A 20663-nucleotide genomic window follows, 5' to 3' on the forward strand; every position below is an offset into this window, starting at 1 on the left:
ACCGGCATCTCGGCGCGCCGGTGGGCTGCGCCGTCGGGCGAAACACCTTGACAGCCCGACCCGCACCGGTGTCAAGCCGCACTGATGAAAATATTCCGCTTTACCGAAATTCGGAAACGGCGTATGTGTTGGCCATCCCGGCTCATCCTTGAGGGCGATCTTGTGGTCGTCATGTTCGCGAGCCGGGCTTGCGGTGGACGCGGCAGCGTTCGGGTGCGAGAGGCCAAGGGCAGGGCGGATTGCTCTCCGTGAGCCCAAGGCTGCGTTCCGACGAGCGGCGCTGCTAGGCTTCGTCTCGTCTGTAAGTTTTCGGCTCCACGACAGGGCTGGAAAAACTGCGGCGAAATGGCGAGCCGTGCGTACGGCAAAACCGTGTGGTCCTGGCCGTCGTTGCTACGGTCAAGCCCTGGCGAATGCGGCATCTGCGTCAACCGGCGCGGTGCCGGTGACTTTCGTTGGGGCGAGGGAGGCCAAAGAGAACTCGGCTCCCGGGAGAGCACGGCATAAGCCGTCCAACCATCGCGCAGGGAAGGCCGAGTGATTGGCTACACCTGTATGCTGCTGTGCGGTTTTCCTGCGTGTGCTTTTCGCGCAGCGGACCGCGGGTGCCAGCCGGCACCCGGCCTTCCCTGCGCCCTCTTGGACAAGAGGGTGAAGCGATCAAGCAAAGCTCGGGCGAAATCAGCCGCGAGGATGAGAAGCTGTGTCTGTAATCGTTCTAGCCGCCGAGTATCCGCCGGCAAGCGTCGACAAACACCTGGGCGCCGGTGACGATGTCGACGTCGGCGGTGTTCTCGGTCCAGTGATGACTGATGCCGCCGATCGACGGTACGAACAGCATGCCCGCGGGCATGATTGTCGCCAGCATCTGCGCGTCGTGGCCGGCGCCGCTGGGCATGCGGATGGACCGTCCGCCGGCCAGGGCCTTGCTCGCGGCTTCGATCGCGTCCTGGATGCCCGCGTTCATCATGGCCGGCGCACCGGTGCGCAGTTTGTCCACGGTGACGGTGCAGGGGCCGTTCGCGCTGACCTCGTCCGCCATGCTCCGCAGCAGTTCTTCCAGCCGTGCGACGACGGAAGGATCGTCGTCGCGGATCTGGAACAGCATTTCGGCCGCACCCGGAATGATGCTCGGTGCGCCCGGATCGAGCGTGATGCGGCCGGTGGTCCAGACCGTGCGCGGGCCGCAGCTCTCGGGGAAACGCTCGTCGATCGCGACGCAGAACTTTGCCAGCGCCAGCCCGGCATCCTTCCGTGCAGCCATGCGGGTCGTGCCGGCGTGATTCTGTTCACCGACGAAATTGATCTGGTATTGCCAGATGCCGACGATGGAGGTGACGACGCCGATCGCAAGGCGACCGCTTTCGAGCGTGTCGCCCTGCTCGATATGGGCTTCCAGATATCCGACGTGCCGGCCCGGCTCGGCGGCGATGCGTGGTCGTCCTGCGAGCCCCATGTCGGCAAGTGCGGCCCGCATGGTGCGGCCGCTGGTGCGGTCGCGTGCGGCATCGATGTCGGTCTCGGTCAATTGGCCGACATAGGAGCGCGAACCGAGAAAGTGTCCAAAGTGTCCTTCCTCGTCGCACCAGGCGGCAACCTCGACCGCGCCTTCGAGCGAGGGATCGGCATTGAGCACGCGGGCCGCTTCGAGCGCGTAGACGACCCCGAGCGGGCCGTCGAGCCAGCCGGCGTAGTTCTGGCTTTCGAGGTGCGATCCCGCGAGCAGCTTGGGTCCCGACTTTGCGCTGGTGCCAAAGACATTGCCGATGCCGTCGATCGCGGCGGAGAGGCCTGCGTCGGGCAGCTTCTGCACCAGCCAATCCAGCGAAAGCTTGTGCGGCTCGGAGAAGGTCGGCTTGTGCACGCCGGTCTTGTACGCGCCAATGGCACGGAGCGCATTGAGATCGGCGAGAACGCGCTCGCCGTTTGCGCGTGAAAAGGTGTTAGGCATGCTCGGCAACCTTCAACGCCTCGGTGCGGATCTCCTCGACCAGCCGTTCCTTCAACTGCACGAATTCGGGCGTGGTCTTGATCTTGTAGGAGCGCGGATGCGGCAGGTCCACATTGATCTCGGCCTTGATGCGGCCGGGACGCGCGCTCATGACGATGACGCGGCTGCCGAGGAAGATCGCTTCCTCGATGTCGTGGGTCACGAACAGCACGGTCTTCTGGTCGCGCTCCCAGATCCCGAGCAGCATCTCCTGCATCAAGGCGCGGGTCTGGTTGTCGAGCGCGCCGAAGGGCTCGTCGAGCAGCAGGATCTTGGGATCATTGGCGAGCGCGCGCGCGATCGCGGTGCGCTGCTGCATGCCGCCGGAGAGCTGCTTTGGCCAATGGTTCTCGAAGCCGGACAAACCGACCTGGCGGATGAAGGCATCGGCGACCTTGTTTCGCTCCACCTCGGGCACGCCGCGCTCGCGAAGGCCGAAGGCGATGTTCTCGCGCACCGTCAGCCAGGGAAACAGCGTGTAGGACTGGAACACCATGCCGCGGTCGGCGCCCGGGCCAGTCACCTCGCGTCCGTCGAGCACCACACGTCCGCCGGTCGGGCGATCGAGGCCGGCGACGATGCGAAGCAGCGTGGACTTGCCGCAGCCGGAAGGGCCGAGGATGGTGACGAAGTCGTTGTTGCCGATCACAAGGTCGGTCGGCTCCAGCGCCCTCGTTGGCGCGTTGCCGTGGCGCGCGGGAAAAGTTCGCGAGACCTGTTCGATCTTGAGGATCGTCATGCGAGCCTCCAGGGAAACAGCCACGCGTTGAACGCCTTGAACAGGAAGTCCGAGACGAGGCCGATCAGCCCGATCACGATGATGCCGAAGATGATCTGGCCGGTGTTGAGCAGCGCCTGGCTGTCGGTGATCATGTGGCCGATGCCGGAGGAGGAGCCGATCAGTTCGGCGACGATGACATAGGTCCAGGCCCAGCCCAGCACCAGCCGCAGGATCTCGGCGATCTCCGGCGCGGAAGAGGGCAACAGCACGCGGCGGATGATGCCGCGGTCGCTGGCTCCCAGCGTATAGGCCGCCTCGACCAGGTCGCGCCGCGTGGTGCCGACGGTCACCGCGATCATCAGGATGATCTGGAACACCGAGCCGATGAAGATGACGAGCAGCTTCTGCAGCTCGCCGATGCCTGCCCACAGGATCAGGAGGGGAATGAAGGCGGAGGCCGGCAAATAGCGCGCAAAGGAAACGAACGGTTCGAGGAAGGCCTCGACCGGCTTGTACGCGCCCATCAGCACGCCGAACGGCACCGCGATGATTGCGGCCAGCACGAAGCCGCCGACGACGCGCCAAATCGTCATGCCGATGTCGAACAGGAAGCCCTGTTTGATGATCAGATCGACGCCTTCCTGCACCATGGTCAGCGGGTTGGCGAGGAACACCTTCGACACATGGCCGCCGAAGGTCGCCCAGGACCAGAGGGCTACGAACACCACGAAGAACGCAAGGCCGTAAGCCACGCGCTGCCTTGACGTCACGGGATCGAGGGGACGCATCAAACTGTCTATCCGGGCGGTGAACAAGTTTGCCGGCCCCGCGGCGAGACGGGGCCGGCGGCTCCTGGGAGATTTACTTGATATAGCTGGCGTCGAAGAGATCCTCGACCTTCGGCGCGGCCTTGATGATCCCGATCTCGAGCAGGAGGTCGGCGGCCTCCTTGTTGAAGGTCAGGAAATCGCCGGCGAAGAATTTCTGGTTCGCGGCCTTGTCCTGCCAGCGCAGATATTTTGCCGAGTTGCCGAACGCCTCGCCGCTCTGCTTCACGTCGGCACCCATGATCTCGTAGGCCTTGGCCTGGTCCTTGGCGATCATGTCGAGGGCCTCGAAATAGCTGTCGGCGAGCGCCTTGGCGGCCTTCGGGTTCTCGGTGAGGAATTTCGGCGTGCAGCCGAACGTGTCCATGACCATCGGATAGTCGAGCGTGGTCGCGATGATCTTGCCCTTGTCGGGGGCGGCACGAACCGTCGACAGATACGGCTCATAGGTCATCGCGGCATCGTTCTGGCCGGAGACAAAGGCCTGTGCCGCCGCCGCCGGCTCGAGGTTCACGACAGCGACGTCCTTCACCGACAAGCCGTTCTTCTTGAGCATCCAGGCCAGCGCGAAATAGGGCGAGGTACCGGGCGCGGAAGCAGCAACCGTCTTGCCCTTCAGATCCTTGATCGCGGCAAGCTCGTTGCGCACGGCCATGCCGTCGGCGCCGTAGCTCTTGTCGAGCTGGAAGATCTGCTTGGTCGCGACGCCGTTGGCGTTCCAGGAGATCCAGGTCTCCACGGTGGTCGCCGCGCACTGGACGTCGCCGGACGCGATCGCGAGATGGCGATCCTTCTGCGGAATCTTCTTGATGGTGACGTCGAGGCCGTTCTTCTTGAAAATGCCGGCTTCCTTCGCCAGCGTCAGCGGCGCGAACCCGGTCCATCCGGAGATGCCGACGCCGACCTTGACGTCGTCGGCGAGCACGGGGGTGGAGACCGCAAGTGCAATGACTGCCGCAAATACTTTCGAACTACGCATGATTGTCGTCCTCTTGCCGATCGATGGATTGACGTCCTGTTGATCTTGGTCGGTCCTCATGGACCGTTGCCCGAAACGTTGCACGATTTGTGCCGACATCGTCCTCTCAGCCTCCCTTGAATCGGGCGACAAGGCGGTGAGAGTCACCGGGATAGAGCAGCCGCACGGCGGTGATCGTGCGCGCGCTGCGCCAGGTATAGCGGTCGATCACGAGGCAGGGCGCGCCGACGGCGATGTCGAGCGCTTCGGCCGTGCGATCGTCCGCAACGATAGCGCTGATCGTATGCTCTGCCTCTGTCCATGGAACATGGTGAAGCAGCCATGAGCCGGGTGGCTCACGTGAAAAATCTGCGGCCGCCGCATCCGGCACCGACGCGAGATCGATCAGCCTGTCCTCGACGGCGAAAGGCACGTTGTCGGCGCTGTGGCGGCAGGTGATCGCGACCACCTTGCCGGCCTTCTTGACACCGAGGCGGTCACGGTCGGCCGCAGTCGCGGCGCGGAGCTTGCGGCCGATCAGCTCGTAGCCGTAATCGCGCCCGAGCGCGGTGATCTCGGCGCGCATGTCGGCGATCTTGAGCACAGCGGACTGGTGTTGCGGCCGGCGGACGAAGGAGCCGGCACGTCGCCGCCGCTCGATCAGGTCGGCTTGCGCGAGCTCCGACAGCGCCTTGTTCACGGTCATGCGCGAGCAGCCGTAACGCGCCACCAGTTCGTGCTCGAACGGGATGCGATGCCCGGGCGGCCACTCGCCGGTCAGAATGCGCTTCTCGATATCGGCGCGGATCCGCTTGTAGAGCGTCGGCTTGTCGCCGGCATCTGTGGCGAGGCTCATGCGACGAGCCTCCGCACCGATGCGTTGAAGTGTTCGCGCGCGGCCTGGCGCAGTCTGTGCCGCCCGCCTGCGACGACCTTGTCGCCGCCGGCCCAGACGCAATCGATCGCGCCGTTGCCCCCAGCGAAGATCCAGCCGTCGATGGCGGCATCGCGCGCGCGCCCCGCCAGCGAGGGATGCGTGATGTCGAGCGTGACGATGTCGGCGCGTGCACCTGGCGTCAGACCGACTGACATCTGGGCTAGTGCCCGCGCACCGCCTGCAAGCGCATGATCGAACAGGGCGCGTCCCGTCGAGCGGCCTGCGCCGGCAGAGAGCACGTTGCGTTCACGGTGCTTGAGCCGTTGGCCATATTCGAGCTGACGCAGCTCGTCGGCGACGCCGACCAGCACATTGGAATCCGTGCCGACGCCAAAGGCACCGCCGGCACCGACGAATTCGCGCGCCGGGAAAATGCCATCACCAAGGCTTGCCTCGGTGATGGGGCAGAGGCCGGCGACCGCGCCGGTCCTAGCGAAGGCGCGGACTTCCTCGTCCGTGGTGTGGGTGGCGTGAATGAGGCACCAGCGTTGATCGACGGGTGCGTGCTCCAGCAACCATTGCACCGGACGTCGTCCGGACCACGCCAGGCAATCCTCGACTTCCTTCACCTGCTCGGCGGCATGAATGTGCACCGGGCCGCCCTCCGCGAGTGGAATGATCGGTGCAAGCTCGGCCGGCGTCACCGCGCGCAAACTGTGCGGCGCGATGCCGATATTCGCGCCCGGCAGTCGTTCAATCGCCTTGCGCGAGGCAGCCATCAGTGCGGAAAATTGATCAACCGTACAGATGAAGCGGCGCTGGCCGGCATGCGGTGCTGCGCCCCCAAATGAGCCATGCGCATAAAAACTCGGCAGCAGCGTCAGCGCAATACCCGAAGCTTCGGCGGCCTGCGCGATGCGTGCGGCCATTTCGCCGATGTCGGCGTAGGGCGAGCCGTCGCGATCATGATGCAGATAATGGAATTCGCCGACGCGGGTAAAACCCTGCTCCAACATCTCGACATAAAGCAGTGTCGCGACCGCTGCGACGTCGTCAGGCGTCATCGCCAGCGCGAAGCGGTACATCGTCTCGCGCCAGGTCCAGAAGGTGTCGGTGCTATCGCCGCGCAGTTCTGCGAGACCCGCCATGCCGCGCTGGAAGGCGTGGCTGTGCAGGCTCGCAAGTCCCGGAAGCGCGATGTCGTGGCGTTCGTCGCCGGAGACCGGGGCCATGCCCGGCGTCACCTCGGCGATCGCGCCGGCGGTGATCACCACCTGCACGTCATTGGCCCAGCCCGAGGGAAGGAGCGCGGAGGCGAAATGCAGTCGTGTCATGTTTCCATGCCGGCTGGACAGAACCGCGACACGATTATATGTCTAGACATATAAGTCAAGCATCCCAGGGCGCAGGGGCATCCGCGAAGGGACAGTTGCATGGCAGAGCGCTTCGACCGGATCTGGCATAACGCCCGGCTCGCCACGATGCGGGCCGACCGTCCCGATCTCGGTGAGATCGAGCACGGCGTGATCGCCGCGCGCGGCGGCCGTATCGCTTATGCGGGTTCGCAGACCGATTTTCCGGCGAGCGCCGATGCAGCCGACCGGATCGATTGCGGAGGGCGTTGGATCACGCCCGGTCTCGTCGATTGTCACACCCATCTGGTCTATGGCGGCAACCGCGCCCATGAGTTCGAGCTGCGCCTGAAGGGCGCGAGCTACGAAGAGATCGCGCGCGCCGGCGGCGGTATCGTCTCGACAGTAGCCGCGACGCGCAAGGCAAGCGAGGCCGAACTCGTAGCACACGCGCTGCCGCGGCTCGATGCGCTGATTGGCGAGGGCGTCACCACGGTCGAGATTAAGTCCGGTTACGGCTTGGGCACCCAGACCGAGATGCGGCAGCTGGCCGCCGCGCGAAGCCTGGGCCGTCAGCGGCCGGTCGCGATCCGCACGTCGTTTCTCGGCGCGCATGCGCTGCCGCCAGAGGCCGATGGCGACAAGGATCGCTACATCGATCTCGTCTGCAGGGAGATGTTGCCGGCGGTCGCGAAGGCGGGCCTCGCCGATGCCGTCGATGCCTTCATGGAGGGGATCGCATTTTCCGGCGAGCAGACGGCGCGGGTGTTCGAGACGGCGAGGCGGCTCGGACTTCCGGTTAAGCTGCATGCCGACCAGCTCTCGAACCTCGGCGGGGCTGCGCTCGCCGCAAAATTCTCGGCGCTCTCGGCCGATCACCTCGAGCACACCGACGAAGCCGGTGCAGCGGCGATGGCAAAAGCTCAAACGGTGGCCGTGCTGCTGCCCGGCGCCTTCTACTTCATCCGCGAGACGCAAAAACCGCCGGTCGAGACGTTCCGCAAGCACGGCGTTGCCATGGCGCTGGCGACCGACTGCAATCCGGGCAGCTCGCCGCTGACCTCGCTCCTGCTCGCCATGAACATGGGCGCGACGCTGTTCCGGATGAATGTGGCCGAGTGCCTTGTGGGTGTCACCCGCGAAGGCGCGCGAGCGCTCGGCGTGCTCAATGATACCGGCACGTTAGAGGCCGGCAAATGGTGCGACCTTGCGATCTGGGACATCGATCGCCCCGCCGAGCTGGTGTACCGTATCGGCTTCAATCCGCTTCACCGCCGGGTGTGGAGGGGACAGTGATGGAGGAGAGCGCAGCGATCGTCGTCAAGCCGGGAACGGTTAGCCTCGACGATCTCGCGCGCGTGCTCGAAGGCGCATCTGTCGTTCTCGATCCCTCGTTCTGGCCGCGCGTCGACGCGGCCGCGGGGATCGTTGCAAGGGCTGCGCGAGCCGACGTCCCCGTGTACGGGATCAACACCGGCTTCGGGAAGCTGGCGTCGAAGCGGATTCCACCTGACCAGACCGCGCTGCTCCAGCGCAATCTCATCGTCTCGCATTGCTGCGGCGTCGGTGCGGCGACGCCCGAGCCGATTGTCCGGCTGATGATGGCGCTGAAGATCATCTCGCTCGGGCGCGGTGCTTCCGGCGTGCGCCGCGAGGTGATCGAGCAGCTGCAGGCCATGCTGGCGCGGCGCGTCTCACCGCTGGTGCCGCAGCAGGGTTCGGTCGGTGCTTCTGGCGATCTCGCGCCGCTCGCGCATATGACCGCTGTGATGATCGGCGAAGGACAGGCGTTCGTCGACGGCAAGAGCGTATCAGGCAGCGACGCGCTGGCCGCAGCCGGCCTACCGCCATTGACGCTCGGTCCCAAGGAAGGGCTCGCGCTGATCAACGGCACGCAATTCTCCACTGCCTACGCCGTCTCCGGCGTGCTGCGCGCATTTCGCCTGGCCCGCGCCGCGCTCGTCACCGGCGCGCTGTCGGTCGATGCCGCGATGGCTTCGACGGCGCCGTTCCGCCCCGAAATCCAGGCGCTGCGCGGCCATTCGGGACAGATCGCGGCCGCGGCAACCTTGATGGCGCTGCTCGACGGCAGCGACATCCGCCTGTCGCATCTCGAAGGCGACGAGCGCGTGCAGGATCCCTATTGCCTGCGCTGTCAGCCGCAGGTCGCAGGCGCGGCGCTCGACCTGATCGTGCAGGCGGCGCGGACGCTGATCATCGAGGCCAATGCCGTCACCGACAATCCGCTCGTCCTGGTCGAGACTGGCGAGATCGTCTCCGGCGGCAATTTCCATGCCGAACCGGTGGCCTTTGCCGCGGATACCATCGCGCTGGCGCTGTCGGAGATCGGCGCGATCAGCGAGCGGCGCATCGCGACGCTGGTCGATCCCGCGCTCAATTTCGGCCTGCCGCCGTTCCTCACTCCCGATCCCGGTATCAATTCCGGCTTCATGATCGCCGAGGTGACGGCGGCCGCACTCTATGCCGAGAACAAGCAGCGCGCGGCCGCGTGCTCGATCGATTCGACGCCGACCAGCGCCAATCAGGAAGACCATGTCTCGATGGCCGCGCATGCTGCACGGCGCCTGTCTGACATGGCGGACAATCTCGCCACCATCCTGGGCATTGAGCTGCTGGTCGCCGCCCAAGGCATCACGCTGCGCGCGCCGCATGCGACCAGCGCGCCGCTCGCCGCCGTCATCGCCGCACTGCGCGAGCAGGTGCCGCAGCTCGGCGCCGACCGCTACATGGCCGGCGATCTCGCCAGGGCTGCAGCGCTGGTCGAAGCCGACGCGCTGCCGGCTGCGGCGCTCGCCAAGCTTTCAACCGACCCGTTTCCGACACTTGCCTGACGAGGTGTTCCGCATGAACCGCCGACTGGACAATGAACGCACCATCCGCGCGCCCCGCGGCAGCGAAATCAGCGCCAAGAGCTGGTTGACGGAAGCTCCCTTGCGCATGCTCATGAACAATCTCGATCCCGACGTTGCAGAACGTCCGAGCGAGCTCGTCGTCTATGGCGGCATCGGCCGCGCCGCGCGCGACTGGGAGAGCTTTGACCGGATCGTTGCTTCGCTGCGCGAGCTCGAGGACGACCAGACGCTGCTGGTCCAGTCCGGCAAGCCGGTCGGCGTTTTCCGGACCCACGCCGATGCACCGCGTGTCCTGATCGCGAACTCGAACATCGTGCCGCACTGGGCGACGCTCGATCATTTCAACGAGCTCGATCGCAAGGGCCTGATGATGTACGGCCAGATGACGGCGGGTTCCTGGATCTATATCGGCAGCCAGGGCATCGTGCAGGGCACCTACGAAACCTTCGTTGAAGTTGGCCGCCGCCACTATGGCGGCAGCCTCGCCGGCAAATGGATTTTGACGGCCGGTCTCGGCGGCATGGGCGGCGCGCAGCCGCTGGCTGCGACCATGGCCGGGGCCTCGATGCTGGCGGTCGAATGCCAGCCGAGCCGCATCGAGATGCGTCTGCGCACCGGGTATCTCGATCGCCAGGCCGCAACGCTGGACGAGGCGCTTGCGATCATGGCCGACGCAGCGAAGACGAAGAAGGCGGTCTCGGTCGGCCTGCTCGGCAATGCCGCGGAGATTTTTCCCGAGCTGGTCCGCTGTGGCGTCAGGCCCGACATCGTCACCGATCAGACCAGCGCGCACGATCCGATCAACGGCTATTTGCCGAAGGGCTGGACGCTCGCCGAGTGGGAAGCCAAGCGCGCTGCCGACCCCAAGGCCGTGGAGCGCGCCTCGAAGACCTCGATGGTTGAGCACGTCCAGGCCATGCTGGATTTCCATGCACTGGGCATTCCGACCCTCGACTATGGCAACAATATTCGCCAGATGGCGCAGGACATGGGCCTGAAGAATGCCTTCGATTTTCCCGGCTTCGTTCCCGCCTATATCCGTCCCTTGTTCTGCCGCGGCGTCGGGCCGTTCCGCTGGGCCGCGCTGTCGGGCGATCCCGAGGACATCTTCAAGACCGACGCCAAGGTCAAGGAGCTGATGCCTGACGACAAGCATCTGCACAATTGGCTCGACATGGCCAGGGAGCGCATCAAGTTCCAGGGCCTGCCGGCGCGGATCTGCTGGGTCGGGCTCGGCGATCGCGATCGCCTGGGCCTTGCCTTCAATGAGATGGTGGCGCGCGGCGAATTGAAGGCACCCATCGTGATTGGCCGCGATCATCTCGACAGCGGTTCAGTGGCGAGCCCCAACCGCGAAACCGAAGCGATGAAGGACGGGTCGGACGCTGTGTCCGACTGGCCCTTGCTCAACGCCCTGCTCAATTGCGCCAGCGGCGCGACCTGGGTGTCGCTGCATCACGGTGGCGGCGTCGGCATCGGCTATTCCCAGCATGCCGGCATGGTGATCGTCGCCGACGGTACGCCGGAAGCGGCGAAGCGGATCGCGCGCGTGCTCTGGAACGACCCTGCCAGCGGCGTCATGCGCCACGCCGACGCGGGCTACGACACCGCGATCGGCTGCGCCCGCGACAAAGGGCTCGACCTGCCGAGCCTGCGCTAGGCGCGACTTAGGCCACGACCCTGGCTTCGGCGCTGCCGAGGCGCTGGCGTTCCTTTGCGAGATACTCGTCGATCGCGTCGCCGTGCATGGGCTTTGCGAAGTAGTAGCCCTGGATGAAGTCGCATCCCAGCCGGCCTGGAGTAACCGTGCCTGCCCGTTTTGAGCATGGCGGCCATAGCCGCAACGCGGCCGGCTGAGGTTTGACCGCGCACAGTCGGCTCGTCATACTTTGCGCCAAGGCGAGCCAGAAAGACTCGTCGGTATCGGGAGCTGAAATGACCAAATCATTCTCCGTCCTTGCGGGGACGCTGATTTCCGTCGTCTCCTTCACTTCGATTGCCTTCTCGCAGCCGGCCTGCGTCACCCAGAACATGGCCGTGCCGCCTGGGGCCAACACCACCGACAAGGCGGGCCCGTTCTTCATTGATACGACGGGTCTTGACTTCAAGACGGCGCCTCCGACGCGCGATCCATCCAATCCCAATTATCCACGCGCCACAGAGCTTCCTGACGGAACGCTGCCGCCACCGGGTGCCGAGGGCAATTTCATCATCGGTCCCACCCACAATCCTGCGCCGGAGACGATCGCGAAGGAGGGCGTGCCGCGTGGGACGACAAAGTCCTTCACGCTGTCGTCGAAGGAGAGCACCATCTACAATCCTGGCCTGATCCGCGATGACGCCGCCGGCTGCACCAATTCCTCGATCATGACGACCGTCACGGCGCCGGACGACAAGTCGCACATGATCGTCACCACCAGCCATCCCGGCGTCTGGTCGCGCACCATCGACGTCTATGTGCCGGCGCAATATGTGCGCGGCAGCGAGGCGCCGTTCATCGTGGTCGGCGACGGCGGCTCCAACGCCTACAAGGACCTCGCCGTCACGCTCGACAATCTGATTGCGCAGCGCCGCGTGCCGCCGATGATCGCGATTCAGATCGGCAATGGCGGGCAGGACGCACAGGGCAGTCAGCGTGGCCGCGAATATGACGCGGTGTCAGGTGCCTACGCGCAGTTCGTCGAGCGTGAAGTGCTGCCGCTGGTCGAAAAGAACGCCGATGTCAAGCTGACCAGAAATCCCGACGGGCGTGCGACCATGGGGCTGAGTTCGAGCGGTGTGGCAGCCTTCACCATGGCGTGGTTCTATCCGGATCTCTATCACCGCGTGCTGGCGTTCTCGCCGACCATGGTCAACCAGCAATGGCCGCATGACCCGTCGCTGCGCGGCGGTGCCTGGGAGTATCACAGCGCATGGACGGGGCCGGCCACACCCAATCTCATCTCCAAGGCGGGCGTGCTCACGCCGGCCGAGCCGCCCGGCCTGCCGCTGATCGTCGCTGCGCCGACCAAGCCGATCCGGTTCTGGTTCTTCGGCGGCGACCAGGACCTGTTCTATCCGAACCCCACTATTCCCGACGGCATGCACGACTGGACCCTCTCCAACGCGCTGATGGCCAAGGTGCTGGCGGAGAAGGGCTACCACTATCAGTTTCTGTTCGTACGCAACGCCAAGCACGTCGACCGTCCCACGATCGCGCAGACGCTGCCGTCGGCGCTGGAGTGGGTCTGGAAGGGCTATCCTATCCCCTGAGCGAAAGTGGCCTAGCGCCCGATTGTCACGCCGGCGGTCGAGCGCATGGCGTCCTTGAGGCTCGTGGCGTTCTTGTCGTCGAGGACCTCTCGCGTCAGCACGGTGGTCTGGCCGGGCGTGTTGAGGATCGTCTCTCCGCGCGAAGAGGAGAGGCGGTCGGCCTTGTAGGATGAGGCCTGATCGGTCGTGGGCGCATGGCGTTTACTGGATGCGGCGAAGGCTCCTTGCGAGACGCAGAGGGCGGCAATCACGACCAGTCGCAAAGATTTTGCGCGCATGCGATCTCCCAAATTCAGGGCGTTAGCCTAGCATGGGCTGGTCGTCGCTGGAATAAAGGGTCAGGCGAGAGCGGCTTGGCGTTTCCGCGTTAATTCGCGGACCGGATCGAGTTTCCCCGGCTCGGCGAGCGGCGTAAAACTGCGCTGGCTTGCATGTGCGGGGGCTTCGACAATCACGCCTTCGCAGACGATCTGTCCGCCGAGCATCCGGAATTCCAGCTTGTCGTAGCGCGGCATCGTCTCGCCGGGCGCGGGCGGCAGCAGCCCGACGCTGCCCTGGATGTTCAGCGTGGCATCACCGACGCCGTGGAGGCGCGGATTCCACATCCTGATCCCGGTCTCCGCCCAGCGCTGCCGGATCAGCGCGCCGCGGTCGGCGGGCTCTGCGGCTCTCGCGCGAGCTTTCCGTGCATACGGGATCTCCGGAGCCGGAGACACGAGGGCCGGAGCCGGCTCGATAGTTGTGACGACGCCGAGGGTCTCGGTGGAGTCTTCGGCGGCGCCGGGGGAGGGATCGCTCTCGATGCTATCCTCAGGGACATGCTCCCGCGAGATATCGCGATCGGCGAACGCGACACACATGTCGTCCAGAGTCGAGAAAGTATCCACGTCGACGACCAGAGCGATAGCGTCAACCGGAGCGACCTCGACATCGACAGAAGAGGCCTTCTCCGCGACGACGGGCTCAACGTCGTCCGCGAGTTCGGAAGTTGGATCGCTGTTGATGATGGGTTCGGGGACGTCAACCGGCTCGCGCTCGACGTCGATGGTCGCAACCGAAGCTTCCACGACGATCGGCTCGACTTCCGTCGGCGTCTCTTGGGATGAATCGTCGCTGCCGCTGACATCGGCTAGCGTTTCCGACGGGCTCTCCGCGATGACAGGGCTGGAGGCGTCGTCTTCGACGGCTGAAGCCGCGACGGCGGCGTCGCAGTGCGACGGATCCGCGCTGATGCTGGTGTCGAGAGCCGGAGCCGTGTCTGCAATTTCGGCAACAATGCCGGGTGAGGCGTCTGCCGTCTCAGGCGCGACGTCGATGCTGCCGCCATGCGGCGCGGGCCGAAGCCGCGCGAACGCCCATTTCACCGCGGGAATGCGGCGCAGCAACGATATCAGTCTCGAAAGCACTGGGAGTTGTCCAAGAGGTACTCGGCTTGAGGCCATCGCTGATTCGCCAGCAATGTAAAAATCCCCGGCTGTCACACTGATGTCAATGTAGGTGGGACCAATTGCAGAACATTCACGCTTTTCAGAGCGCACGGCTGCAATTTAGTCGGCGTGACTGTAATGCCGACGTAAGTGTAATCGACGTGACCGTAATCAAGGTGCAGTACCGTCAATACGCTTCGTTCGACACCAAGACCTTCGCGTATGACGTCGACAAGCTTTGATGCAACGAAGACTTCTGGAGAGGGGACGATCGCCCCCTCTCCAGAATTCCGATCGATGCCAGGCTACTTTCCGGAGCCAGCGCCGCCGCCGGCCTGGCTGCCCATGTTATTGGTGTTGCTGCCGCCGGCCGACGGAGTCTGCTTGCCCTTGCTGTCGGCGGCCTCGTTCTGCATGTTCGACGACGCGCCGGTCGTCATGCCCTTCGTCGCGGGGCCCCGCGACGAGGGGCCCACGTCGCCCTGGCCGGATGCGCCTGGGGCGGGTTGTGTCTGAGCGAAGGCGCCGCCGGTCGCCAGCGCCATGATGCATGCGGATGCCAAAATGATCTTCTTCATCTGGTTTCCTCCTGGGTTGACTCGAGGACAACTTGCCCGCGGAGCGGACGTTCCTCACAGGGGGGCGTCGCGAGGATGATGACCAAGCGCGCTGAGGCGCTTGTCGAGGTTCCCTGTGCGGCTCTATCGACGGCAGAGTTTGGAACATCGGGCATCTGGTGTAAGGACGAGGCATGAAAAGGATTATGACTCTCGGAGCGGTTCTGCTCTGGTCCACGATCGCAATCGCGCAGGAGCGCGCCATCACCGTGGCCTCGACGACATCAACGGAACAGTCGGGCCTGTTCGGCTATTTGCTGCCGCTATTCTCGAAGGCCACGGGCATCGACGTGAAGGTCGTGGCCGTCGGCACGGGCCAGGCGCTCGACATCGGACGGCGCGGCGATGCAGACGTCGTGTTCGTCCATGACAAGCCCGCCGAAGACAAGTTCATGTCCGAAGGCGAGGGCGTGAAGCGCTTCGACGTCATGTACAACGACTTCGTCATTGTCGGGCCGAAGAGCGATCCCGCCAAGATCGCCGGCGGCAAGGACGTGGCCGAGGCGCTGCGCAAGATCGCGGCCGTGAAGGCGCCGTTCATCTCGCGCGGCGACAAGTCCGGCACGCACGCGGCCGAACTGCGGCTGTGGAAGGAGGCAGGCATCGACCTCGGTGCCGCCAAGGACAGCTGGTATCGCGAGATCGGGCAGGGCATGGGCCCGGCACTCAACATGGCGTCGTCGTTGAACGCCTATCTCCTGTCGGACCGCGGCACCTGGTTGTCATTCAAGAATCGCGGCGAGCTCGCCGTCCTCACCGAAGGCGACAAGCGGCTGTTCAACCAGTACGGCGTCATGCTGGTCAATCCGGCCAAGCATATGAACGTGAAGGCGCGGGACGGGCAGGCCTTCATCGACTGGCTGATCTCTCCTGGGGGGCAGGAGACCATCGCCGGCTACAAGATCGGGGGCGAGCAGCTATTTTTCCCCGACGCGTCCCACTAGCAGGAAGGCGATGGTCGACACTGCGACGCTGAGTGCGAGCAGGATCAACCCGAGCCCGAGCGCCAGCGGCAGGTCGCCCTTGCTGGTCTCCAGCGCGATCGCCGTCGTCATCGTGCGCGTGAAACCGCGGATGTTGCCGCCGACGATGAGGATGGCGCCGACCTCGGCGATCGCGCGCCCGAAGGCTGCGAGAAAGGCCGTCAGCAGCGAGGTCCGGCCCAGCGCGAACAGCAAGCCGATGCTGCGTAGCGTTGACAGCCCGTCGATCCGCGCCAGGTCGCCATACTCCGCCCACAGCAGGCTCGCCGGCCGGTGCACCAGTGCGACCACGATGGGTGTGGCGAGCAGCGTCTGCGCGACCACCATGGCCGCTGGCGTGAACAACAGGCCGGCGGCCCCGAGCGGGCCGGAGCGCGACAGCAGAAGATAGAGCGCGAGCCCGACCACGACCGGCGGAAGGCCAAGCAAGGCATTGGTCAGGACGATGATGACCTGCCGCCCACGGAACCGGGTGATCGCAAGCAGCGCCCCGAACGGCGCCCCGATCAGAAGGGCGAGGATACTGGCGGTCAGGCTGACGCGCACCGACAGCCCGACGATGCCCAAAAGCTCTGCGTCGGCCTCGCCGATCAGTGTGAATGCGGCGCCGATGGATCGCGCGAAGTCGTTCATCCGTGCCCGAGCTTCGGCGCCCGCCACGATGCCTCGGGTGCGCGGATTTCGGGACTGCGGAGGTGATTCACGTATATTTCCCTGAGGGCATCGTCATGCAAGGCAGCGGCGGAGCGGTTTGGTACCCCGAATTTGACCGGAGATCAAAGCCTTGCGCGGCATGGCCCGAGGTGGCGTTCGGCCTCATCGTTTGACGTTGCCCGATGCGGGGACCGTTGGTGCTCAAATCAAGCCGCGCAGCACTTCAACAAGCCGGGCACACTCGGCCTCCGTCCCGACCGTGATGCGCAGAAAGTCCTCGATGCGCGGCTTTCCGAAATGCCGCACCAGAACGCCACGCTGGCGAAGCGCTGCCGCGAGATCTGCTCCGCTCCGGCTTCGATGGCGCGCGAAAACGAAGTTGGCGAGCGACGGCAGCACATCGAAGCCGAGTTGTCTGAGATCGCGGGCCAAGGTTTCGCGGCTTGCGATGATACGGGCACGGGTGTCTCGGAACCAGCCGTCGTCCTCGATCGCGGCGACGGCGCCGGCGATCGCGAGGCAATCGAGCGGATAGGAGTTGAAGCTGTCCTTCACCCGTTCCAGCGCTTCGATCAGCGGTCGTTGGCCGATTGCAAAACCAACCCGCAGGCCAGCGAGCGAGCGCGACTTCGAGAAAGTCTGGATAACCAGCAGATTGTCGTGGCGTGCAACCAGCGGCACGGCGCTCTCGGCGCCGAAATCGACATAGGCCTCATCCACCACCACCAGCCGGTCCTGCTGTTCGGCCAGCAGCGATGCGATTGCGTCGCGCTGAAGGGCGATGCCGGTAGGAGCGTTCGGATTGCAGAGGAGGATGGCACTCGATGGTCGCCTGTAGTTGGAGATATCGATCCTCATCGCAGCATCGAGCGGCACCTCGTCATGCGTTATTCCATAGAGGCCGCAATAGACAGGGTAGAAGCTGTAGGTGACGTCGGGGAATAGAAGCGGTGGTTCGTGCTTCAGAAGTGCCTGGAAGGTGTGGGCCAGCACCTCGTCGGAGCCGTTGCCGACGAACACTTGCTCGGGCGCCACATCGCAATGGGCCGCGATGGCCTCGCGCAGGCGCGTTGCGCGCGGATCGGGATAAAGGCGCAGCCGCTCTGCGGCCGATGCGATCCCCGCCAGCACGCGCGGCGAGGGCGGGTAGGGATTCTCGTTGGTATTGAGCTTGACGATGCCGTCCTGCTTGGGCTGCTCGCCGGGGACATAGGGCGAAAGCGTGTGGACGACTGGACTCCAGAAACGGCTCATGAGCTCCAATCCGAATTTGATCGGGGCACAGTAGGGTATGCGGGAGCCCGGTGGAAGTGCGCCTGCGTTCAGCATTGCAGGCAAATCCGCACGAGGCTTACTGCCGGAGACGTTCCCGCAAGCGCGACCCCTATGCTAGGGTCATTGCACCACCGCCCAGAATGAAAAAGAACGAAGGCCGGCGCGCCCCAAGGCGCGCAACGGCCGAAAAGAGAGGAACATATGCCGGGTGCAGCCCTTCCCACCGCCCCCTCGATTCCGAGCGCGCCGGTGACGTCAGCCGTTCTCGACCGCTTGCGGGCCATCGTCGGCGACAAAGGCCTGATCGTGGACGAGCAGGACAAGCTGCCCTTCGTGACCGACTGGCGCGGCACGCTGGCGGGGCAGGCCGCGGCGATCGTGCGTCCGGCCATCACCGCGGAAGTCTCCGCTGTCGTCAAGCTCTGCTACGACAACGGCATTGCCATCGTTCCGCAAGGTGGCAACACCGGCCTGATGGGCGGTGCCACGCCGTGGCCCATGCACCGCGGCATCGTGCTGTCGCTTGGTCGCATGAACCAGGTGCTGAATATCGATCCCGTCGGCTATGCCATGACTGTGGAGGCGGGCTGCATCCTCGAGACGCTTCAGGACACAGCCGCGCGCCACGACCGCCTCTTTCCGCTCAGCCTCGGTGCTCAGGGCTCGTGCATGATCGGAGGCAATCTGTCCACCAATGCTGGCGGCGTGCAGGTGCTGCGTTATGGCAATGCGCGAAATCTGGTGTTGGGTCTCGAGGTCGTGCTGGCTAACGGCGATATCTGGGACGGCCTGCGCGCACTCAAGAAGGACAACACCGGCTATGACCTCAAGCATCTGTTCATGGGCGCCGAAGGGACGCTCGGCATCATCACCAAGGCGGTGCTGAAACTCTGGCCGGCGCCGAAAGACGTGTGCACGGCATGGCTCGCAATTCGCGATCCCAAGGCAGCCATCGACCTTCTGTCGGAGGCGCATGCCGCTTCCGATGACAATGTCGGCTCCTGTGAGCTCATCAGCCGCGCGTGCACCGACATGGTGCTGCGCCACATTCCCGGCACCCAGGATCCCCTCAAGGCCGAGACCGAATGGTATCTCCTTCTCGAATGGTCATCGGCCCGGCCACGACAGGACGGAGGCACGGGCATGTCGGACAGGATGGAGCAGTTCCTGGCCGACCAACTCGAGGCGGGCCGGGTGCTGGATGCGGTGATCGCGCAAACCGAAGCGCAGTCGCGCAACATGTGGCGGATTCGCGAGAGCGTGGCCGAGGCATCGCGCACCGAAGGTCCGGGCTTGAGCTACGACGTGTCGGTGGCGGTCTCCAGGATTCCCGAGTTTATCGCCAGCGGTTTCGAGGCCGTACTCGCAATCCTGCCGGCGATCCGCCCCTATCCGCTCGGCCACATCGGAGACGGCAATGTGCACTTCTCCTTCATGGGTCCGAAGGGCATGGATCTCGGTACACTGTCCCAATATTCCGCGGCCATCACACGGGCCGTCAACGACCTCGTCACCTCCATGGGCGGCTCGATCTCGGCGGAACATGGCATCGGCATTGAGAAGCTCGACGAGCTCCAGCACTATCGCTCTCGGACCGAGCTCGACATCATGCGCACGATCAAGCGGGCGCTCGATCCCAAGAACATCATGAATCCGGGCAAGGTGCTTCGTCTCGGTTGAGCTGTGCCCACCTCAAGTCCGGTGCTCCCGAACGCTCGGCGCTCACGGAGACGGATGCCGCGGATAGGCCGGGCCAAACAGCCGGGGGCGTCAAATCATGCCGTGTGGCGGCCGAAAGGCGGCTTTATTCCCGCCTTGGATGCTTTAAGGAAGGAACAGGATCAGGTCGCACCCGCCCGGGGGCGGTGCTAGACCCTGATGCAGGAACAAAGGGGCGGGCCGGCATGGCACGTCCGCAAGGATGAAGGATTTGAGGCAATGATCCAAAGCGTTGGCATCATCGGGGCAGGCACCATGGGGAACGGCATCGCGCAGATCTGTGCCGCGGCCGGGCTTTCGGTCGTGATGGTCGATATTTCCGATGCGGCAGTGAACCGCGGGATTTCGACGGTTGGCGGCAGCCTCGAGCGCCTGGTCAAGAAGGAGAAGATGTCGGCGGGCGATCGCGACGCCACGCTCAAGCGCATCACCGGCACCACCGACCGCGCCAAGCTCGTCGATTGCGATCTCGTCATCGAGGCCGCGACCGAGAACGAGGAACTCAAGGTCAAGATCCTGAAGGATCTCTGTGCGACGCTGTCGCCACGCACGCTGCTCGCCACGAACACCTCGTCGATCTCGATCACGAAGCTCGCCGCGGCGACCGACCGTCCCGACCGATTCATCGGCATGCACTTCTTCAATCCGGTTCCAGTCATGGCGCTGCTGGAACTCATCCGCGGCTTGCAGACCTCCGACGACACCCACGCCAAGGCGCTCGATTTTGCCAAGCGCGTCGGCAAGGTGGCGATCACGGCCAAGAACAGCCCGGGCTTTGCCGTCAACCGCATCCTTTGTCCGATGATCAACGAGGCGATCTTCGCGCTGCAGGAGGGGATTGCGACGGCGGAAGAGATCGATGCCGGCATGAAGCTCGGCTGCAACCATCCGATCGGCCCGTTGGCGCTCGCCGATCTCGTCGGGCTCGACACCATGTTGTCGGTGATGGAGGTCTTTTACAAAGGCTTCAACGACCCCAAATACCGTCCGGCCCCCTTGCTCAAGGAAATGGTCGATGCCGGCCATCTCGGCCGCAAGACGGGGCAGGGCTTTTATACCTACAGCGCCTGACAACGGCGCGGGCGGCGGGCGTTGAGTGTGCTCGCCGCCAGACACCGCGATTTGCGCTGCGACAAAG

Annotated in this window: 19 protein-coding genes; 7 read left to right on the plus strand and 12 right to left on the minus strand. The window is 64.8% G+C overall.

All coding sequences use genetic code 11. The features are described from left to right. Positions 1-718 precede the first annotated feature (718 nt). The 6 genes from ACIPUD_RS02755 to ACIPUD_RS02780 all read right to left on the minus strand — a co-directional run bounded on the left by ACIPUD_RS02755 (position 719) and on the right by ACIPUD_RS02780 (position 6707). On the minus strand, positions 719-1951 hold the full coding sequence (locus ACIPUD_RS02755) for a Zn-dependent hydrolase (RefSeq protein ID WP_247475199.1): 1233 nt from the start codon (positions 1949-1951) through the stop codon (positions 719-721). Then, positions 1944-2729, minus strand: coding sequence for an ABC transporter ATP-binding protein (locus ACIPUD_RS02760; RefSeq protein WP_018460330.1), 786 nt, complete (start codon positions 2727-2729; stop codon positions 1944-1946). The genes ACIPUD_RS02755 and ACIPUD_RS02760 overlap by 8 nt, the downstream gene beginning before the upstream one ends. Next, positions 2726-3499 (minus strand): ABC transporter permease, encoded by a 774-nt coding sequence (locus ACIPUD_RS02765; RefSeq protein WP_007601313.1) that lies wholly within the window; start codon positions 3497-3499, stop codon positions 2726-2728. The genes ACIPUD_RS02760 and ACIPUD_RS02765 overlap by 4 nt, the downstream gene beginning before the upstream one ends. Positions 3500-3572: 73 nt before the next feature. Then, a complete protein-coding gene (locus ACIPUD_RS02770) occupies positions 3573-4517 on the minus strand; it encodes an ABC transporter substrate-binding protein (RefSeq protein WP_446480074.1) in 945 nt (314 codons plus the stop codon). A gap of 106 nt (positions 4518-4623) precedes the next feature. Next, the gene (gene hutC / locus ACIPUD_RS02775) at positions 4624-5352 is read right to left on the minus strand and encodes a histidine utilization repressor (RefSeq protein WP_085350550.1); all 729 of its coding nucleotides are present in this window, start codon (positions 5350-5352) and stop codon (positions 4624-4626) included. Next, a complete protein-coding gene (locus tag ACIPUD_RS02780; protein ID WP_446480075.1) occupies positions 5349-6707 on the minus strand; it encodes a formimidoylglutamate deiminase in 1359 nt (452 codons plus the stop codon). Before ACIPUD_RS02780 ends, hutC begins: the two co-directional genes overlap by 4 nt. 99 nt (positions 6708-6806) lie before the next feature. Between ACIPUD_RS02780 and hutI the strand changes: the two genes are divergently transcribed. From hutI to hutU, 3 genes are read left to right on the plus strand one after another with little or no spacing between them, the layout of a single operon-like run. After that, positions 6807-8021: an imidazolonepropionase gene (gene hutI, locus ACIPUD_RS02785; protein WP_446480076.1), complete on the plus strand. Its 1215-nt coding sequence runs from the start codon at positions 6807-6809 to the stop codon at positions 8019-8021. After that, the gene (gene hutH, locus ACIPUD_RS02790) at positions 8021-9577 is read left to right on the plus strand and encodes a histidine ammonia-lyase (RefSeq protein WP_446480077.1); all 1557 of its coding nucleotides are present in this window, start codon (positions 8021-8023) and stop codon (positions 9575-9577) included. The genes hutI and hutH overlap by 1 nt, the downstream gene beginning before the upstream one ends. Before the next feature lie 13 nt (positions 9578-9590). Next, positions 9591-11258: a urocanate hydratase gene (gene hutU, locus ACIPUD_RS02795; RefSeq protein ID WP_085350669.1), complete on the plus strand. Its 1668-nt coding sequence runs from the start codon at positions 9591-9593 to the stop codon at positions 11256-11258. A 7-nt stretch (positions 11259-11265) separates the two neighbouring features. Here the strand turns inward: hutU and ACIPUD_RS02800 are convergent, their stop codons facing one another. After that, positions 11266-11541, minus strand: a complete 276-nt coding sequence (locus ACIPUD_RS02800; RefSeq protein ID WP_083926599.1) for a hypothetical protein — start codon at positions 11539-11541, stop codon at positions 11266-11268. On the opposite strand from ACIPUD_RS02800, the gene ACIPUD_RS02805 reads away from it, so the two are divergent. Continuing rightward, positions 11534-12850 carry an alpha/beta hydrolase gene (locus tag ACIPUD_RS02805; protein ID WP_085384854.1) on the plus strand — a complete coding sequence of 439 codons (1317 nt, stop codon included), beginning with the start codon at positions 11534-11536 and terminating at the stop codon, positions 12848-12850. The genes ACIPUD_RS02800 and ACIPUD_RS02805 overlap by 8 nt on opposite strands. A gap of 11 nt (positions 12851-12861) precedes the next feature. Here the strand turns inward: ACIPUD_RS02805 and ACIPUD_RS02810 are convergent, their stop codons facing one another. The 3 genes from ACIPUD_RS02810 to ACIPUD_RS02820 form a co-directional block, all read right to left on the minus strand. After that, the gene (locus ACIPUD_RS02810) at positions 12862-13128 is read right to left on the minus strand and encodes a TonB-dependent receptor plug domain-containing protein (protein ID WP_198957639.1); all 267 of its coding nucleotides are present in this window, start codon (positions 13126-13128) and stop codon (positions 12862-12864) included. A 60-nt stretch (positions 13129-13188) separates the two neighbouring features. Beyond that, positions 13189-14256: a hypothetical protein gene (locus tag ACIPUD_RS02815; RefSeq protein WP_377791848.1), complete on the minus strand. Its 1068-nt coding sequence runs from the start codon at positions 14254-14256 to the stop codon at positions 13189-13191. 326 nt (positions 14257-14582) lie between these two features. Continuing rightward, on the minus strand, positions 14583-14855 hold the full coding sequence (locus ACIPUD_RS02820; protein WP_085384851.1) for a hypothetical protein: 273 nt from the start codon (positions 14853-14855) through the stop codon (positions 14583-14585). Positions 14856-15028: 173 nt separating this feature from the next. On the opposite strand from ACIPUD_RS02820, the gene ACIPUD_RS02825 reads away from it, so the two are divergent. After that, positions 15029-15838 carry a substrate-binding domain-containing protein gene (locus tag ACIPUD_RS02825; RefSeq protein ID WP_085384850.1) on the plus strand — a complete coding sequence of 270 codons (810 nt, stop codon included), beginning with the start codon at positions 15029-15031 and terminating at the stop codon, positions 15836-15838. Here ACIPUD_RS02825 and ACIPUD_RS02830 read toward each other — a convergent pair. After that, the gene (locus ACIPUD_RS02830; protein WP_085384849.1) at positions 15812-16510 is read right to left on the minus strand and encodes an ABC transporter permease; all 699 of its coding nucleotides are present in this window, start codon (positions 16508-16510) and stop codon (positions 15812-15814) included. The two genes, ACIPUD_RS02825 and ACIPUD_RS02830, sit on opposite strands and share 27 nt — an antisense overlap. A 222-nt stretch (positions 16511-16732) precedes the next feature. Beyond that, entirely contained in the window at positions 16733-17785 is a 1053-nt protein-coding gene (hisC, locus tag ACIPUD_RS02835) for a histidinol-phosphate transaminase (protein ID WP_085384862.1), read from the minus strand. 222 nt (positions 17786-18007) lie between these two features. Between hisC and ACIPUD_RS02840 the strand changes: the two genes are divergently transcribed. Both ACIPUD_RS02840 and ACIPUD_RS02845 read left to right on the plus strand, forming a co-directional pair. Next, complete coding sequence (locus ACIPUD_RS02840; protein WP_085384848.1) at positions 18008-19486, plus strand: FAD-binding oxidoreductase; 1479 nt, start codon at positions 18008-18010, stop codon at positions 19484-19486. A 258-nt stretch (positions 19487-19744) separates the two neighbouring features. Then, complete coding sequence (locus ACIPUD_RS02845) at positions 19745-20596, plus strand: 3-hydroxybutyryl-CoA dehydrogenase (RefSeq protein WP_085350558.1); 852 nt, start codon at positions 19745-19747, stop codon at positions 20594-20596. Positions 20597-20663: the final 67 nt, after the last annotated feature.

This window comes from Bradyrhizobium sp. CAR08 (genome assembly GCF_052871955.1).

Coding starts and splice junctions, on each gene's coding strand:
- ACIPUD_RS02755 (WP_247475199.1), bottom strand. CDS start 1,951: ATGCCTAACACCTTTTCACGCGCAAACGGCGAGCGCGTTCTCGCCGAT.
- ACIPUD_RS02760 (WP_018460330.1), bottom strand. CDS start 2,729: ATGACGATCCTCAAGATCGAACAGGTCTCGCGAACTTTTCCCGCGCGC.
- ACIPUD_RS02765 (WP_007601313.1), bottom strand. CDS start 3,499: ATGCGTCCCCTCGATCCCGTGACGTCAAGGCAGCGCGTGGCTTACGGC.
- ACIPUD_RS02770 (WP_446480074.1), bottom strand. CDS start 4,517: ATGCGTAGTTCGAAAGTATTTGCGGCAGTCATTGCACTTGCGGTCTCC.
- hutC (WP_085350550.1), bottom strand. CDS start 5,352: ATGAGCCTCGCCACAGATGCCGGCGACAAGCCGACGCTCTACAAGCGG.
- ACIPUD_RS02780 (WP_446480075.1), bottom strand. CDS start 6,707: ATGACACGACTGCATTTCGCCTCCGCGCTCCTTCCCTCGGGCTGGGCC.
- hutI (WP_446480076.1), top strand. CDS start 6,807: ATGGCAGAGCGCTTCGACCGGATCTGGCATAACGCCCGGCTCGCCACG.
- hutH (WP_446480077.1), top strand. CDS start 8,021: ATGGAGGAGAGCGCAGCGATCGTCGTCAAGCCGGGAACGGTTAGCCTC.
- hutU (WP_085350669.1), top strand. CDS start 9,591: ATGAACCGCCGACTGGACAATGAACGCACCATCCGCGCGCCCCGCGGC.
- ACIPUD_RS02805 (WP_085384854.1), top strand. CDS start 11,534: ATGACCAAATCATTCTCCGTCCTTGCGGGGACGCTGATTTCCGTCGTC.
- ACIPUD_RS02810 (WP_198957639.1), bottom strand. CDS start 13,128: ATGCGCGCAAAATCTTTGCGACTGGTCGTGATTGCCGCCCTCTGCGTC.
- ACIPUD_RS02820 (WP_085384851.1), bottom strand. CDS start 14,855: ATGAAGAAGATCATTTTGGCATCCGCATGCATCATGGCGCTGGCGACC.
- ACIPUD_RS02825 (WP_085384850.1), top strand. CDS start 15,029: ATGAAAAGGATTATGACTCTCGGAGCGGTTCTGCTCTGGTCCACGATC.
- ACIPUD_RS02830 (WP_085384849.1), bottom strand. CDS start 16,510: ATGAACGACTTCGCGCGATCCATCGGCGCCGCATTCACACTGATCGGC.
- hisC (WP_085384862.1), bottom strand. CDS start 17,785: ATGAGCCGTTTCTGGAGTCCAGTCGTCCACACGCTTTCGCCCTATGTC.
- ACIPUD_RS02840 (WP_085384848.1), top strand. CDS start 18,008: ATGCCGGGTGCAGCCCTTCCCACCGCCCCCTCGATTCCGAGCGCGCCG.
- ACIPUD_RS02845 (WP_085350558.1), top strand. CDS start 19,745: ATGATCCAAAGCGTTGGCATCATCGGGGCAGGCACCATGGGGAACGGC.